A 15,659-nucleotide genomic window follows, 5' to 3' on the forward strand; every position below is an offset into this window, starting at 1 on the left:
ACATGAGCGGCAAGGGCGCACCCGAACTGTCCGTACGCAACTGCGGAGACCTGCGGGTGGCGGTGATCGCTGCCCAGTGGCACGAGAAGGTCATGGACGGGCTCGTCGACGGGGCCCTGCGCGCCCTGCGTGACCTCGGCATCGACGAGCCGACGCTGCTCCGGGTTCCCGGCAGCTTCGAGCTCCCCGTGGTGGCCAAGGTCCTCGCCGGCCGGGGCTACGACGCGATCGTCGCCCTCGGGGTGATCATCCGCGGTGGCACTCCCCACTTCGAATACGTGTCCCAGGGCGTGACCAACGGCCTCACCCAGGTCACGGTCGACACCGGCGTGCCCGTCGGATTCGGCGTGCTCACCTGTGACGACGAGGAACAGGCCCTGGACCGGGCCGGACTCGAGGGCTCCAACGAGGACAAGGGGCACGAAGCGGTCACCGCCGCCGTGGCCACCGCCGCCACACTGCGCACCGTCAGCGAACCCTGGCGCTGAGCAGCGCTCCCGGACCCCGTATTCTTAGGACCATCATGGCCAACAAAACCTTCGAAGAGCTCTTCGCCGAGCTGCAGCTCAAGGCCGCCGACGGCGACCCCTCCACCTCCCGCACCGCCGAGCTGGTGGACAAGGGTGTGCATGCCATCGGCAAGAAGGTCGTCGAGGAGGCCGCCGAGGTCTGGATGGCCGCCGAATACGAGGGCAAGGAAGCCGCCGCCGAGGAGATCTCGCAGCTGCTCTACCACGTCCAGGTGATGATGGTCGCCCGCGGGATCTCCCTCGACGACGTCTACGCCCACCTCTGAGCCACGCCCCGCACGCCCCCCGAACATCCCTCCGCACAAAGGAAACCCGACTTCATGCTGCGCATCGCCGTCCCCAACAAGGGTTCACTCTCCGGGCCTGCGATGGCGATGCTCCATGAGGCCGGCTACCAGCAGCGCAAGGAGTCGAAGGAACTCGTCCTGGTCGACCCGACCAACGAGGTCGAGTTCTTCTACCTGCGGCCGCGCGACATCGCGATCTACGTCAGCTCCGGCCGCCTCGACATCGGCATCACCGGCCGCGACCTGCTGCTGGACTCCGGTGCCGAGGCCGAGGAGATCCTCCAGCTCGGCTTCGCGCGCTCGACCTTCCGCTACGCCACCAAGCCCGGCACGGCCACCGGCCCCAAGGACTTCGGCGGCATGACGATCGCCACGTCCTACGAGGGCATCGTCGCGGGGCACCTCGCCGACGCCGGCGTGGAGGCATCCGTCGTGCACCTCGACGGCGCGGTCGAGACCGCCATCGAGCTCGGTGTCGCCCAGGTCATCGCCGATGTCGTCGAGACCGGCACCAGCCTGCGCAACGCCGGACTCGAGGTCATCGGCGAGCCCATCATGACGTCGGAAGCCGTCGTCATCCGCCGCAAGGGCGCCGACGCCGAGGACCCCAAGGTGCAGCAGTTCCTGCGCCGCCTCCAGGGCGTCCTGGTCGCCCGGACCTACGTGATGATGGACTACGACTGCCGGGTCGAGCACCTGGAGCGCGCTGTCGCCCTCACGCCGGGCCTGGAGTCGCCGACCATCTCCCCGCTGCACCACGAGGGCTGGGTCGCCGTCCGTTCCATGGTCGCCTCCAAGGACGCCCAGCGGATCATGGACGACCTCTACGAGCTGGGCGCCCGCGCCATCCTCACGACGGCCATCCACGCCTGCCGCCTCTGACGGCCGGACCACGAGCACACCGAAGGACGACTGCGCCGCCATGTCCGCCCCCGCGCCCCGGCCGACCGAACTGCCCACTCTTCCGGCCACCTTCAGGCCCACCCTCACCCGAGTGGTCCTGCTGGCCGTGGGGGCGGCGATGTTCGTCGTCATCACCGCGGTCGCGCTGATACTGGAGAATCTCAGCGCGGGGGAGCGGACCAGCTTCGTCTTCGTCGCCCTGCTCTTCTTCGGCGTCCTCGCCATGCTGAGCAGGCCCCGCGTCACCGCCGACGAGACGGGGGTCACGGTGGTCAACATCACCCGCACCCGCCGACTGGCCTGGGCCGAGATCCTCCGCGTCAATCTGCGCGCCGGAGACCCGTGGGTCTTTCTCGACCTCAGCGACGGCACCAGCATGCCCGCCCTCGGCATCCAGCCCGGAATCGCCCGGGAACGGGCCATCAGTGACGCCCGGACACTCCGCGCGCTCGCCGAATTCCACGGCAGCGGAGTGAACGACGCCACGGACAACGGCTGAGCCCCCTGCCCCGTACGCCCCGTTCCCGATTATTCTGGGTCCGGCGGCGCACCGGGTGCGCCCCGCCCCGCACCAGAAGGCCCCCGAGGCCGCGGGGCACATTTCCTGCGACCCAAGGAGTGACTCCCTCCAGCAATGGACGGATCGTCCGGTAGTACCTGCGCCGCCCTCTCCCCGGAGGCGGCGGCATGACCACCCCCCTGTTGCTGCTCCTCGCGGCATTCCTTCTCATCCTCGCCAACGGGTTCTTCGTGGCAGCCGAATTCGGGCTCGTCACGGTGGAACGGCCGGACGCCGAACGCGCCGCCGCCGAAGGCGACCGCCGGGCCCGTACCGTCGTCGCCGCCCTGCGTGAACTCTCCTTCCAGCTCTCCGGCACCCAGCTCGGCATCACCATCACCTCGCTGGTCGTCGGCATGCTCGCCGAACCGGCGCTCGCCCAGCTGCTCGCCGGACCACTCACCGCCACCGGACTGCCCGAAGGGGCCGTACCCGGGGTGAGCGTCGTGATCGGCATGCTGTTCGCCTCCGCCGTCCAGATGGTGATCGGCGAGCTCGTGCCCAAGAACTGGGCGGTCTCCCGGCCGCTCCAGGTCGCCCGGTTCGTCGCCGGGCCCCAGCACCGCTTCTCCACCGTCCTGCGCCCGGTGATCACCGCACTGAACACCGTCGCGAACCGGCTGGTCAGGCTGCTGGGGGTCGAACCCACCGACGAGCTCGCCTCGGCCAGGACCCCGGGCGAACTCGTCTCGCTGGCCCGGCACTCCGCCGAGGCCGGCACCCTGGAACAGGACACCGCCGATCTCTTCGTGCGGACCCTGTCCCTCGCCGGACTCACCACGCAGCACGTCATGACCCCGCGCGTGAAGGTCAGCGCGCTCCAGACGTCGGCCACCGCGGCGGACGTCCTCAACCTCACACGGGCCACGGGCCTGTCCCGCTTCCCCGTCTACCAGGACCGCATCGACGAGGTCGTCGGCATGGTCCACCTCAAGAACGCCCTGGCCGTCCCCTCCCAGGACCGGTTGCGCACCCCGGTGAGCCGGATCGCCGTGGCACCGCTCCTGGTGCCGGAGACCCTGCCCGTCGAACAGCTGCTCCAGCGGCTGCGCAGCGAGCAGCCGATCGCCGTCGTGGTCGACGAGTACGGCGGCACCGCCGGTGTCGTCACCCTCGAGGACATCATCGAGGAACTCGTCGGCGAGGTCAGGGACGAGCACGACGCGGAGGGCGCCGACCGCCCCGAGCTGGCACCCGTCGTCGCCGACGACGGCCGGGCCGGCTGGGACGTGGAGGGCAGCACCCGGGTGCTGACCCTGCGGCGGATAGGCCTCGACGTGCCCGAAGGGCCGTACGAGACCGTGGCGGGGCTGGTCGCCGACCTGCTGGGACGCATCCCCGCCCCCGGTGACCGTGCCGAACTCCCCGGCTGGCGGATCTCCGTCCGCCAGGTCGGCCACTACCGTGCCGAGCAGGTCCGCTTCGTCCGGCTGACGGACATACCGCAGGCTCCGGCCGGACGGCTCACCCAGGACCTGCTGGAGGCCGTGCGATGAGCCTCGTGCAGCTGCTCTTCGCCGGTCTCCTGGTGCTGGCGAACGGATTCTTCGTCGGAGCCGAGTTCGCGCTCGTCTCCGTACGGCGCAGCCAGGTCGAACCCCTCGCGGCAGGGGGGTCGAGCCGGGCCAGACAGGTCCTGTACGGCCTGGAGAACCTGCCGCAGATGATGGCCGCCGCGCAGTTCGGCATCACCATCTGCTCCCTCACGCTCGGCGCCGTCGCGGAGCCGACCGTGGCCCACCTCCTGGAGCCGGTCTTCCACGCGGCACACGTGCCCGAAGGGTTCGTCCATCCGCTCGGCTTCGCGGTGGCCCTCGTCTCCGTGGTCTTCCTCCACCTCGTCATCGGCGAGATGGTCCCGAAGAACCTGGCGATGGCCGCACCCGAGAAGACCGCGATGTGGCTCAGCCCCGGCCTGGTCGGCTTCGCCCGGCTCTGCAGGCCCGTCACCTCCGCGCTCGGAGCCTGCGCCAACCTCGTCCTGCGGCTCTTCAAGGTCGAGCCGAAGGACGAGGTCGAGGCCGTCTTCACCAGTGAGCAGCTCAACCGGCTGGTGGAGGACGCCGGCATGGCCGGTCTGCTGGAACCGGAGGCGCGGGACCGCCTCGGGGACGCCCTCGAACTGGGCACCAGGCCCGTCACCGATGTGCTGCTCGACCGGGCCTCCCTGGTGACGGTGGACCCCTCCGTCACCCCGCGCCGCATAGAGGAGCTCACCGTGCGGACCGGCTACTCGCGCTTTCCCGTCTGCGCCGAGGGCGGCGGCCCGTTCATGGGCTATCTGCACGTCAAGGACGTCCTGGAGCTGGAGGACGGCGAGCGGGCCGTGCCGCAGCAGATCTGGCGCCCGATGGCGACCGTCCGGGCGGAGCTCCCGCTGGACGACGCCCTGACGGTCATGCGCCGCGCGGCCACGCATCTCGCCCAGGTCGCCGACGCGTCCGGCAGGGTGCTCGGCCTGGTCGCCATGGAGGACGTCCTGGAGATGCTCGTGGGCGAGGTCCGCGACCCGGCCCACCACGTCTCGGTGCCCCGCCGCACGGTCGAGGTGCCGAAGGCCATGGCCCCGCTGGGCTGACCCCCGTCGCCGGACGGCCCCTTTGCCAGGGCCGTCCGGCGGACGGCGGCCTACGGGCTGCCGGGCTCCTGCTTCCCCCGGTCCACCGGGCCCCGGCCCGACAGCACCTCGCCGTACGCCTGCATCAGGTCCGGCAGCCGCAGCGTGGCCAGATCGTCCCGGGTCGGCACGGCGGTGTAACCGGACAGCCGCAGATCACGGTAGGCGCAGCTCTTCTCGTACAGGGTGCGCAGGAAGCGGCCGTTGCCCAGCTCGTCGATCCAGCCCTGGTCGACCACGTGCCCGCTGATGCTGCGCAGCTCGTCGAGGGCCTCCTCGTCCCACACATCGCCGTTCTCGGCAGCCAGCACCCCGCCGATGGCGGTGAGTTCGAGGGGACGGTAGCTCGGGAAGTCGACCCGGGTGGTGAAGCGTGAGGAGAGCCCCGGGTTGGTGGAGAGCAGCCGGTCCATGCCCTCCGGATAGCCGGCGAGGATCACGACCAGGTGGTCCCTGTTGTCCTCGGCCCGCTTGAGGAGGACCTGCAGGGCCTCGTCGCCGTACGCGTCACCCTTGCTGTAACCGGAGTTGGAGAGGCTGTACGCCTCGTCCACGAAGAGCACCCCGCCGAGTGCCGAATCGATCAGCTCGTTGGCCTTCACCGCTGTCTGCCCGAGGAACTCGCCGACCAGATCGGACCGCTGGGCCTCCACCAGATGGTCGCCGCCGAGGAGCCCGAGGGCGTAGAAGACCCGGCCCAGGATGCGGGCGACCGTGGTCTTGCCCGTCCCGGACGGCCCGGAGAAGACGAAGTGGCGCTTCGGCGGCTGCACCGGAAGTCCCTGCTCCGCACGGAGACGTGCCATGTTCAGCTGCGCGGACAGCGCCTTGACCTGGCGTTTCACGGGTTCGAGGCCGACCATGCGCTCGAGCTCCGCCAGGGCCTCCGCGAGCATCACCGGGTCGCTCGGCCCCGCGGGGAAGGAGGCGGCCCGCGGCGCTCCGGGCTTCTGCCGCGCCCCGGCGGCACCGGATCCGGGCGGTGGCACCACGGCCCCGGGCAGGGCCTGCGGGTCGCCGCCGAGCCAGGGCTCACGGCCGTCCACCAGGTCGGTGCCGAGCGGCATGTCGCCGTCCGCCCGGCCCTCCATGCCCGTGCCGTCCGAGCCGAAGCCGGCCAGTGAGACCGCCGCGAGATCGGCGGCCTCGTCGTAGCCGTCCCCCTCGGAGATCGCGGCGAGCCTGGCCGAGGTGTCCATGAAGGCCGGGTCCACGCGGTGGACCGCCCGGTACAGCGGCAGGGCCGCCGCGCTGCGGCCGGTGCCCTCGTGGGCCCGTGCCAGCCAGTAGCGCAGCTCCTTGCGCTGCGGCTGCTCGCTGCGGCAGCGCATCAGCGCGGCGGAGAGCAGAGGCTCCGCCTGCCCGTACATCTCCAGGCGTACCCGTGCCATGCCGCCGAAGAGGCCCGCCTCGATACCGAGCAGCGGATCGTCGATCAGCGGCTCCGTGGTGCGGACGAGCTGGTCCCAGTCCTTGACCAGGTAGGAGCGGCAGGCGTGCAGGAAGCGGACCTGGGGATCGGTGTCGACTGGCGCAAGACCCGCCAACGCCCGGTCCAGCTCCGGCACATGGCGGCCGTCCAGCCAGTGCGAGGCGTGCGCGAGGAGCAGATCGCGCGGACTCTCCAGCACGGGCTGGACCCACCACCCCAGCCAGTACCACGAGTTGAGCGTGCGGCGATGACGGGTGCGCTGCTCGCCGAAGCGGTCGCGGTGGCGGTACATGCGTAACAGCGCCGTGGTGGTGTCGATCCGCAGCGCGTGCAGGCCCAGCCAGCCGTCCGCCATGCCGGGGTCGAGACGCACCGCCGCTCTGAACTCCTCCTCGGCCTGTGGGTACGCGCCCATCGTGTAGGCGTCCACCCCACGCAGCCAGGCAAGGTCGGCCGGGGCCTGCGTGCCCGGCGTGCCGATGTCCATCAGGTCCCCCACAAACCGTGCCCCCAGAATGTCCCGCCCGCACAGCATGCCCAGCTCGGCGCCCCTAATCACCGTGCCGGGGACGGGAATTGACCACACCCGAGACGCATCGTACCTGTACAGGGAGTGAGCGGTTAAGTGCGTAACCGACGCTTCGGCGGCCGTGACCGAGGGTGAGGGAACGGCCCGGTCCGGCGAGGTGCGAGGGCAGAACGAAGCCCCCGATCACGGGGGAACAACCGGGGGCTTCGCGTCTGCGGGGGCTCCGAAAAGCCGCACATTGAGAACGTAAGACCTGTACGGCCCCTCGGTCAAGCCGAGTTGGGGCGGCTCCGGGGCTTTTTCGTACTGCCCGGTATGGCGGCCCTCACGCTTCACTGTCCGTGATGATTCGACTCGTCACCGCTGTCGGGTGAGGGCCATCCAGCCACATGTATCCCGTGGGCATCCGCCGTATCACCGCATCCGCGAAGGGATATGAGGGGTCGTCGGCGAAATGGCGGTGCTCCGCGACGGTCCAGCCGTCCCAGAAGTCCGAGAGTCCGGGGCCGTCCCGCAGTCGGCCCTGCTCCCAGGACGCCTCACTCTCCCCTTCGATCCACAGCAGCCCCGCGAGAAAGGGCCGCACCGCGGTGCGCCCGGCCCCCACCCCCTCGATCAGGACCACGGGGGCGGGATCCAGTGTCCTCGGCGGGCCGAAGCGCCGGGCCGTCCAGTCGTACGGGGCATAGCGTGCGGACTCTCCCCGCGAGAGCGGATCCAGGACCTGCACCCGGAGCCGGTCCGTCCAGGCGAAGAGCTCCTCGTGCGTGGCCAGGTCGTCCAGGCGCAGTACGGGGGCGCCGCCGAGCGCCGCGGCCAGGCGGTCGGCGAAGGTGCTCTTGCCGGACCCCGCGTGCCCGTCGACGGCGATCAGTCGCACCGGCCCGCAGGACGCGGGCAGGGAGCGCAGCCGGCGCGCGTGGTCCGCCAGGTCGTTCATGTCCCCACCCTACGAGAGTCCGCGGCGCCTCTCGCGCCTGTGCCCAGGTCACGCCAGTGGACCAGACCAATATTGCTGACGCGGCACGGGGCGAATCACTGGCCGGATCCGTCCTCGACCCGCAATAGTTGGCGCACCGATCGGCACCCGCAGCCCCAATCCGCTCAACGACCGGGGGTCTCGCCCATGACCAGACCGACTTCACGCAGGACCGTGCTCACCGCCGCGCTCGCGGCAGCGGCAGGGGCAGGCACCGTGGCCTCCGCCGGCCCCGCGAGCGCCGCCCCTTCCCGCACCTCCCCATCACCGGCGGCAGCCTCGCTCGTGGACAACCGTTTCTGGACGACGTACACCGACTGGCGCTGCGGTACGTCCGCCGGGACCCGCGCGGTCGCCGGACGCCGGCCGGGCCTGGAGATCTCCGCCCCCGCCGGGAGCACCGACTACACCGACCCGCACACCGGCAGGACCAGCACCTGGGAGTACGCGACCTGGACCTCTCCGGTCCACCGCTCGGCCGTCCCCGCCACCGAGGTGATCGCCTCCTGGAACGCCCACACCCCGCAGGGCACCTGGATCCAGGTCGAGCTGCGCGGCAGCTACTCGGACGGGACGGACACGCCCTGGTACATGATGGGCCGCTGGGCGGCCGGTGACACGGACATCCGCCGCACCTCCGTGGACGACCAGACCGACGGCAGGAGCTCGGTCTGGACCGACACCTTCTCCGTGGACGACGCGGCGAGCGGGCTGCGGCTGGCTTCCTACCGCCTGCGGCTCACCCTCCACCGCACCCCCGGCACCGGCCTCACGCCCACGGTCCACCGGGTCGGCGCCATGGCCTCGGACATCCCCGACCGCTTCACCGTCCCCGCGACGGAACCCGGCACCACCCGGGAACTGGCGGTGCCCCGCTACTCGCAGAACGTCCATGTGGGGGAGTACCCCGAGTACGACAACGGCGGCGAGGCCTGGTGCAGCCCCACCTCCTCGCAGATGATCATCGAGTACTGGGGCCGCACCCCCACCCCCGAGGACCTGGCCTGGGTCAAGCCCGGCATCGCCGACCCGCAGGTGTGCCACGCGGCGCGTCACACCTTCGACTACCAGTACGAAGGATGTGGCAACTGGCCCTTCAACGCCGCCTACGCCGCGACGTACAAGGACATGAACGCCGTGGTCACCCGGCTGGGGTCGCTGACCGATGTGGAGAAGCTGATCGCCGCGGGCATCCCGGTCATAACGTCCCAGTCGTTCCTCAAGGGCGAGCTGACAGGGGCGGGTTACGGGACATCGGGTCACCTGATGACCGTCATCGGCTTCACGGCCGACGGTGACGTGATCGCCAACGACCCCGCGTCCCCGTCCAACGACGTGGTGCGCCGCGTCTACCGGCGGCGCGAGTGGGAGAACATCTGGCTGCGCACGAAGCGCTACGACGCCAACGGGCAGGTCAGGGGCGGTACGGGAGGCGTCTGTTACGTCTACTGGCCAGCTGTCCCCGCAGCAGGTCAGCGCCGTGTGCTCCGGTCGCTCGGGCTGACCTGAGCGTCTAGGGACCAACGGCCACCTCGACGACCTGACGGCAGCGCTCCTGACCGTCCTGTGTGAGGTGGCCGTAACGGTCCACCGTGACCTTGATCGAGCGGTGCCCGAGCCGGCGGGACACCTCGTGAATGGAGAAGCCGCTGGTCAAGATGACTTTGAGTGGGGTGCCGCGTCCATCGCAGATCAGGTGGTGTTTGCTGCCCGTTTTCCGCCGGTCGACAACAGCCGGCCTTCCACCCGCCTCCACTGGAGGTGCTCACTCCCGGCCGCCCTTCGCGGGGTCCGGAGCCGGGGCGTGACCGGGCTGCGGAGGAATGCCGGCCTTCGTCGCGTACTGGGCGGCCTGGGCGGTGAACATGCTGCGGTAGATGCCGTCGGGCCGGGCCATGAGCTGTTCGTGGGTGCCTTCCTCGGCCACCCGCCCCTGGTCGAGGACGTAGATGCGGTCCGCGTCGGCCGTGGCCGCGAGCCGGTGGGTCACGAGTACGACGGCGTGGCCTTCTTCCGCGAGGGACCACAGGCCTTCGAACGCGGCAATCTCCGCGTGCGGGTCGAGGGCCGAGGTGGGTTCGTCGACCAGGAGGAAGGGGGCTCCTCGGTACAGGCTTCGCGCCGTACCGAGCTTCTGCCACTGTCCGCCCGAGAGCTGGACACCGCGCTCGTAGCCCTTGTAGACGATGGAGTCCCAGCCGTGGCGCAGGTTCTCGATCAGCCTGAGTACGCCTGCGGAGAGCGCGGCGGACCTCACCCGGTCCATGTCACGGAGGCGGTCGCCGGCGCCGATCGCCACATTCGCGGCCGCGGTCATCTCCCAGCGGGGGAAGTCCTGCGCGAGCAGCCCCACCAGGGCGAAGATCCCGGCCCGGTCGGCGTCCCGGAGCTTGACCCGGTCGCTGCCCTCGGCGTCCTGCCACCACACATCGCCCTCCGGGGGCACGAGCAGTCCGGCCAGCACCTTGGTCAGGGTGGTCTTCCCGGAGCCGTTCGCGCCCACCAGCGCGGTCACCTCGCCGCGGCGGCCCCTCAAGCTGACGTCCCGCAACGCGGGGGAGTCGGCTCCCGGGTAGGTGTACGACACGTTGTCGACGCGGATCTGATGGACGCGGGACGGCAGCGGGGTGCCGGTGGTGGGGATGGCGTTCTCGTGGGCCAGGGCGATGGCGTCCTCGGTGTCCGTGAGGAACAGCAGCTCCTCGTAGAGCCGGTTGACCTGCTGGACCAGCGAGGTCAGCCGTGCCGTCGACGCGCGGATCGCGAGGACCGCGGTGCCGCCGACGGCGAGTGGCAGCGAGCCGCCGGCCAGCAGCCACCACAGGACCCCGTAGCAGGCCAGCGACGCGACGCCCGCGAACGCGCCGGCCACCAGGTCCGTGGATGCCTGCGCACGGGCCAGGCGGCGCTGCTCCGCCTCGGTCTGGTGGGACATCTCCTCATAGCTGCTGAGCAGTTTGGTGCCGGCGGCGTGCACGCGGATCTCGCCTTGCGCGTGCGGCCGGGTCAGGAATCCCAGGAGTGAGGCGATGGCCCGCCGGTGATCGATCCAGTGCAGCTTCGAGACGTACTCGCGGCGCGCGGAGCTGACCGCGCCCCACCCCTTGGGCAGAGCGATCACGAGGAGCATCGGCAGCAGCATCCAGTGCAACGACGCCAGTACGACCGCGGCCGCCACCATCGAGATGAGGACGTTGCCGACCCCTACCGACAGCATCAGCATGCTGCGGGCCGAGTCCGTGCCGAACCGGCCGGCCTCCAGTACGCGCTGGACCTCGGGGCGTTCGGTCGCCTCCAGTTCGACACGGGTGACAGCCGTGTAGTAGCGCGCCGAGACGGCCCGCTCCACCTGCGGTTCCAGCCGTCCGGACATCGCCGTCGACCACGCCGTCAGCAGGGCCGCGATCACCGCGGTCGCCGCCAGTACGGTCAGGGCCGGCAGGGCTTCGCGCAGCTTGTCCGCCGTCGGGCCCTCCGCGAACAGATTCGTGAGCACACTGTTGACCGCGACCAGTCCCCAGGCCGCGGTCACTCCCTGCCCGAGCTGCGCGGCCACCACTCCCGCCATCGCCCGCCGGTCCGTTCGCCAGCCGGTACGCAGTACCAGGGCGACCATGCGCGGCAGTGCGGCCGCCATGTGCCGGAACGAGAGCCGGGTCAGCGGCCCCACGTGGCGTACGTAGGACTGGTCGTGGCGCAGGCGCCCCCCGTACAGCTCGCGCTCCGCGTTCGAGATCTTCTCCTTCGCGGGTGTGCCTTTCGCGCCCTGCGAGGTATCGCGGCGTGGGCCGGTGCGTGTCAACGTCGCTCCTTCCTGGTGGCCGTGTCGGGATCGTCAGGTTCAACGAGCGCACCAAGTTTTCGAACACGTGTCTTTCGGCCGAGTTTCGAATCCCGGTTCCGCGCGGTTGTCGAAAGATGTCGGATGCATGGGCCCTTGCGCCACAAGAGCCGCTCCACGAGTGGGTGTTGGCCGAAACGCCGTCGGTCGGGACGCATGGGACGGAATGGTCAGGGTCGCGGTCCTGGGCAGGGACAGCGCCACCCGGCGGGTGCGAAGACGGGAGGACCCGGCGTATTGCGCTGCCGAGGCGACGGGCACACTCTGCGGGTGTCGTATTTCTTTCAGCAGAGGATGACCCACGCATGATCACGCTCACCAAGGAAGACGGACCGGCGGACCTGGACGGAGTCACCCATCTGTCCATCGGCGTGTCCTGGGACCCCACGGCCGGTACCAGCGGTGGGGTCATGGGCATGCTCCGCCGCAAGACCGGCACCGACCTCGACCTGATCGCCATTGCCGTGCAGGGCGCCGACCCGGTGCGACTGGCGGGCCTGGACTCGCTGGACCCCATGGGCAACGGCTCCCTGGTGCACAGCGGCGACAACCAGACAGGGCGCGGCGACGGCGATGACGAGACCGTCACGGTCGAATTCGCGCGCATCCCCGCCAACATCACGTCGATCGTGTTCGTCGCCGCCGCTTTCAAGAAGGGGAGTTCCTTCCAGAAAGCCCGCAACATCAGCTTCAAGGTCTACGACGCGACAGGCGGCAGCGCCCAGCAGGTGGCCGACATCTGGCCCAGCCTGCTGACCCAGGAGAACGGCTGCGCGGTCGCCAAGGCCGTGCGGGTCGGCGGCGCCTGGAAACTCGAAGTGATCAATTCGGCAGGGAAGATCAAGCAGGGCGACGAGCACGCGCTGATGCGTTTCGCGATCAGTAAGTAGGCTTTCGCGCGGACCGCCCGCCGACGGGGCCGATGTGACCCCGGGCCGGAAAGCCTTCTGCCGGCCGGAGCTCCCGCGAGGGGAATCCGGCCGGGCCGGCGTCAGCGGCGCACCGGGCGAGCCGAAGGTGGTCGAGGTTCCAGTTCCGGGCGGACAGGGCGTACGTGCCGGCACGCGGAACATTCACGTCAGCCCCCGGGGTCCGGACGTTGAACGCTCCGCGAGGGGACCGGCCCTGGGCGGGCGTCGGACTCCCATCGGGTACGGCAGACCGTCATCCCCGCCACGAGAGGCCGCGAGAGCGGACCGGGGCGTGCCGGCTACCGCCGCACCCTGGCACGCAGAGCCTCGACGGACCACTCGAGCACCGGCGTCAGCCTCTCCGGGGCCGACCAGCGGTTGATCACCGCCAGGAGCTGAAAGTACCGCTCCCTGCGGGCATCGCTGACCCCTTCCAGCCGCGTCAGCAGCCGGTGGCGGAGTTCGACGTCGTCGGGGCGGCCGAGGACACGGGCGTAGTGGGCCGCGAGCGCAGCGACGACGGGATCGGCTCGGTGTGAGGCCGGTTCGATGCCGTCTTTCAAGGCCGGGCCGACCAGGTCACGGACCGTTCCGACAAGGTCGCGGTGCGGCCCCGTGGTGCCTCCGGAGGCGCGCTCGGCCGCGTGGTCCTCGGCCGTCCGCCGCAGGCCGGCGCGGAAATCGGGGTCCTGGGACAGTTCGGCCAATTCCATCCACGCCTGGCGCAGCGTGCGGATCTGCACGGCCAGTGCTTCGGCGTGCGCCGCGGCGACCTCGGGGAGCGAGATCTCCCGGTCCATGACCTTCCGGATCGTGGGAAGGCCCAGTCCCAGGTCGCGCAGGGTCCGCACGAGGTCCAGGCGTGCGACGGCGTCGACGGCGTACAGGCGGTAGCCGGCGGGGCTGCGGTCGGTCGGCGTCACGATTCCGCGATCGGAGTAGAACCGGATGGTCTTGACCGTGAGCCCGGTCCGCCGGGCCAGCTCGCCGATCGAGTGGAGCGTGTCGTCGTCCATGTCCCCACCTTCGTGTCTCCCCCTGGTGGAGACTCAAGTCCAGGTTGCTTCGGCACCACGACTTCCTGCCACCCGGTCTGCTCACAGGGCGACGACGGTCGCCTCCGTGGCTTTGACGCTGGTCCAGACCGGGCTCCCCTCGGTGAGGCCGAGTTCGGCGAGGGCCTGAGGAGTGATCTCGGCGACGAGGTCCGGCACCTGGTCCGAGGTGATCAGGACCCGCAGCCGGCTGCCGCTGGTGGTGATCTCCCGTACGGTGCCTGACCAGACGTTACGGGGGCTGCCGGTGGGCTTGTCCCTGTGTACGGAGACGGCTTCCGGAGCGATGATCGCGAGGGAGTCCGTGCCCGGCGGGAGCGGGTCCGCGGCCACGAGGAGGCCGCCGTCGGTGAGCCGGATGCCGGCGTCGGTGGCGGTGCCGGGCCAGGCGTTGCGGCCGAGCATCCGGGCGACCCAGGGGGAGCGCGGGTGGCGGGTGACCTCGGTGGGCGGGGCGTCCTGCAGGGTGCGTCCCTCGTCGAGGACGAGGACCCGGTCGGCGAGCGCCACGGCTTCGACGGGGTCATGGGTGACCATGAGGCATACGCCGCCGAAGCCGTCGAGATGGCGGCGGAGGGTGTGCCGGACGTGGGCGCGGGTGGTCTGGTCGAGGGCGGCGAGCGGTTCGTCGAGCAGAAGCAGCCGCGGCCGGGCGGCCAACGCCCGGGCGAGTGCGACACGCTGGGCCTGGCCTCCGGAGATCTGCCCCGGTCTGCGGTGCGCGAGATGCCCTACGCCCAGACGGTCCAGCCACATCTGCGCACTGCGACGGGCCTCGGCGCGCGGGACGCCACGGGCGCGGAGCCCGTACGCGGTATTGGCCGAGGCGTTCATGTGGGGGAAGAGCGCCCCGTCCTGGGGGACCCAGGCGACGCCCCTGCGGTGCGGGGGGAGCGCGGTGACGTCGGTGTCGCCGAGCCGGAGTTCGGCGTGGGCGCGCGGGGTGAGGCCGAGGAGCGCGCGTAGCAGGGTGGTCTTGCCGGCGCCGTTGGGGCCGACGACCGCGATGGTGGTTCCGGCATCCGCGTCCAGCGTCAGGTCGTTGAAACCCGTGACGGTGGCGTGCAGCGGCCAGCCTGCCCCTGCCCCTGTGTCACCGGCGTCGGGAGTGACGTCCAGAGCGGCACGCGTGTCCATCTGCGGGGCCGGGCCCGGATCGTCGGCCAGGGCGCGCGGCCGGGCGGTGTCCGGGGTGCCGGTCCATCGTCCGCGCAGTGCGAGGAGTACGACCATGGCGATGACCAGCAGAAGGAGCGAGACCGAGGTCGCGGCTTCCGGGCTGTCCTGGAGCAGCAGGTAGACCTGGAGTGGAAGCGTCTGCGTCGTGCCGGGGAGGTTTCCGGCGAAGGTGATGGTCGCGCCGAACTCGCCGAGGGCCCGCGCCCAGGTCAGCGCCGCGCCCGCGGCGAGACCGGGGGCGACCATGGGCAGGGTGACGGTGAAGAACACCCGCACCGGCGAGGCGCCCAGGGAGGCCGCGGTCTCCTCGTAGCGGGGGCGCAGTCCGCCCAGCGCTCCTTCGAGGCTGATGATCAGGAACGGCATGGCGACGAAGGTCGCGGCCAGGACGGCGCCGGAGGTGTGGAACGGCAGCGTGAGTCCGAACGTGTCCTCCAGCCACGAGCCGAGGAGCCCGCGCCGGCCGAAGGCCAGAAGGAGAGCGACGCCGCCGACAGTCGGTGGCAGGACCATCGGCAGGAGCACGAGAGAGCGGACGAACGCCTTGCCGGGGAAATCGACACGGGCCAGAAGCCAGGCCAGCGGCACACCGAGGACGAGGGAGAGCCCCAGGGCCCAGGCGGAGACGAGCAGGGAGAGCTTCAGCGCCTGGGTCGTTTCGGGGCTGGTCAGGTGAGCGCCCAGGTCGGACCAGGACGTACGGGTGATGATCCCCAGCAGAGGCAGGAGCAGGAAGGCGATGGCCAGCAGTGCGGGGATCGCCAGGGCGATCGGGGCGCGGGGGCCGGTGGCGCGGCGGCGAAGGCGTCTCATGAAGATCCCCGATGCTGAAGTGCC

Annotated in this window: 14 protein-coding genes and 1 pseudogene; 8 read left to right on the forward strand and 7 right to left on the reverse strand. The window is 70.9% G+C overall.

All coding sequences use genetic code 11. The features are described from left to right. Window positions 1–2: 2 nt before the first annotated feature. The 6 genes from ribH to ACIBCU_RS35195 all read left to right on the forward strand — a co-directional run bounded on the left by ribH (window position 3) and on the right by ACIBCU_RS35195 (window position 4,857). The gene (ribH, locus tag ACIBCU_RS35170; protein ID WP_356712634.1) at window positions 3–488 is read left to right on the forward strand and encodes a 6,7-dimethyl-8-ribityllumazine synthase; all 486 of its coding nucleotides are present in this window, start codon (window positions 3–5) and stop codon (window positions 486–488) included. Window positions 489–523: 35 nt separating this feature from the next. After that, window positions 524–796 (forward strand): phosphoribosyl-ATP diphosphatase, encoded by a 273-nt coding sequence (locus ACIBCU_RS35175; protein WP_031097852.1) that lies wholly within the window; start codon window positions 524–526, stop codon window positions 794–796. A gap of 54 nt (window positions 797–850) precedes the next feature. Continuing rightward, a complete protein-coding gene (hisG, locus tag ACIBCU_RS35180; RefSeq protein WP_362937535.1) occupies window positions 851–1,699 on the forward strand; it encodes an ATP phosphoribosyltransferase in 849 nt (282 codons plus the stop codon). A gap of 40 nt (window positions 1,700–1,739) precedes the next feature. Next, window positions 1,740–2,219, forward strand: a complete 480-nt coding sequence (locus ACIBCU_RS35185; RefSeq protein ID WP_362937532.1) for a PH domain-containing protein — start codon at window positions 1,740–1,742, stop codon at window positions 2,217–2,219. A 188-nt stretch (window positions 2,220–2,407) separates the two neighbouring features. Beyond that, window positions 2,408–3,775: a hemolysin family protein gene (locus tag ACIBCU_RS35190; protein WP_362937529.1), complete on the forward strand. Its 1,368-nt coding sequence runs from the start codon at window positions 2,408–2,410 to the stop codon at window positions 3,773–3,775. Next, on the forward strand, window positions 3,772–4,857 hold the full coding sequence (locus tag ACIBCU_RS35195; protein ID WP_399236531.1) for a hemolysin family protein: 1,086 nt from the start codon (window positions 3,772–3,774) through the stop codon (window positions 4,855–4,857). Before ACIBCU_RS35190 ends, ACIBCU_RS35195 begins: the two co-directional genes overlap by 4 nt. A gap of 50 nt (window positions 4,858–4,907) precedes the next feature. On the opposite strand, the gene ACIBCU_RS35200 is transcribed toward ACIBCU_RS35195, so the two are convergent. Both ACIBCU_RS35200 and ACIBCU_RS35205 read right to left on the reverse strand, forming a co-directional pair. Continuing rightward, window positions 4,908–6,815 carry an AAA family ATPase gene (locus ACIBCU_RS35200; RefSeq protein WP_362937523.1) on the reverse strand — a complete coding sequence of 636 codons (1,908 nt, stop codon included), beginning with the start codon at window positions 6,813–6,815 and terminating at the stop codon, window positions 4,908–4,910. A gap of 367 nt (window positions 6,816–7,182) precedes the next feature. Continuing rightward, window positions 7,183–7,797, reverse strand: coding sequence for a uridine kinase (locus ACIBCU_RS35205; RefSeq protein WP_399236533.1), 615 nt, complete (start codon window positions 7,795–7,797; stop codon window positions 7,183–7,185). A gap of 186 nt (window positions 7,798–7,983) precedes the next feature. Here ACIBCU_RS35205 and ACIBCU_RS35210 point away from each other — a divergent pair, with 186 nt between their 5' ends. Then, complete coding sequence (locus tag ACIBCU_RS35210; RefSeq protein WP_399236535.1) at window positions 7,984–9,345, forward strand: peptidase C39 family protein; 1,362 nt, start codon at window positions 7,984–7,986, stop codon at window positions 9,343–9,345. A gap of 4 nt (window positions 9,346–9,349) precedes the next feature. On the opposite strand, the gene ACIBCU_RS35215 is transcribed toward ACIBCU_RS35210, so the two are convergent. The 3 genes and pseudogenes from ACIBCU_RS35215 to ACIBCU_RS35225 form a co-directional block, all read right to left on the reverse strand. Continuing rightward, window positions 9,350–9,493 carry a hypothetical protein gene (locus ACIBCU_RS35215; protein WP_399236605.1) on the reverse strand — a complete coding sequence of 48 codons (144 nt, stop codon included), beginning with the start codon at window positions 9,491–9,493 and terminating at the stop codon, window positions 9,350–9,352. Then, window positions 9,488–9,586, reverse strand: a pseudogene (locus ACIBCU_RS35220) (IS5/IS1182 family transposase); the annotation flags it as partial. The gene ACIBCU_RS35215 and the pseudogene ACIBCU_RS35220, both read right to left, overlap by 6 nt. A gap of 15 nt (window positions 9,587–9,601) precedes the next feature. Next, the gene (locus ACIBCU_RS35225; protein ID WP_399236537.1) at window positions 9,602–11,638 is read right to left on the reverse strand and encodes an ABC transporter ATP-binding protein; all 2,037 of its coding nucleotides are present in this window, start codon (window positions 11,636–11,638) and stop codon (window positions 9,602–9,604) included. Between the two features lie 344 nt (window positions 11,639–11,982). Here ACIBCU_RS35225 and ACIBCU_RS35230 point away from each other — a divergent pair, with 344 nt between their 5' ends. Beyond that, a complete protein-coding gene (locus ACIBCU_RS35230; protein WP_104790466.1) occupies window positions 11,983–12,567 on the forward strand; it encodes a TerD family protein in 585 nt (194 codons plus the stop codon). 320 nt (window positions 12,568–12,887) lie between these two features. Here ACIBCU_RS35230 and ACIBCU_RS35235 read toward each other — a convergent pair whose 3' ends face one another. Together ACIBCU_RS35235 and ACIBCU_RS35240 are read right to left on the reverse strand one after the other, a co-directional pair. Next, the gene (locus ACIBCU_RS35235) at window positions 12,888–13,604 is read right to left on the reverse strand and encodes a MerR family transcriptional regulator (protein ID WP_399236540.1); all 717 of its coding nucleotides are present in this window, start codon (window positions 13,602–13,604) and stop codon (window positions 12,888–12,890) included. Window positions 13,605–13,685: 81 nt separating this feature from the next. Then, window positions 13,686–15,635 carry an ABC transporter permease gene (locus tag ACIBCU_RS35240; protein WP_399236542.1) on the reverse strand — a complete coding sequence of 650 codons (1,950 nt, stop codon included), beginning with the start codon at window positions 15,633–15,635 and terminating at the stop codon, window positions 13,686–13,688. Between the last annotated feature and the right edge of the window lie 24 nt (window positions 15,636–15,659).

The organism is Streptomyces sp. NPDC051064 (assembly GCF_044455985.1).
Classification (GTDB): Bacteria; Actinomycetota; Actinomycetes; order Streptomycetales; family Streptomycetaceae; genus Streptomyces.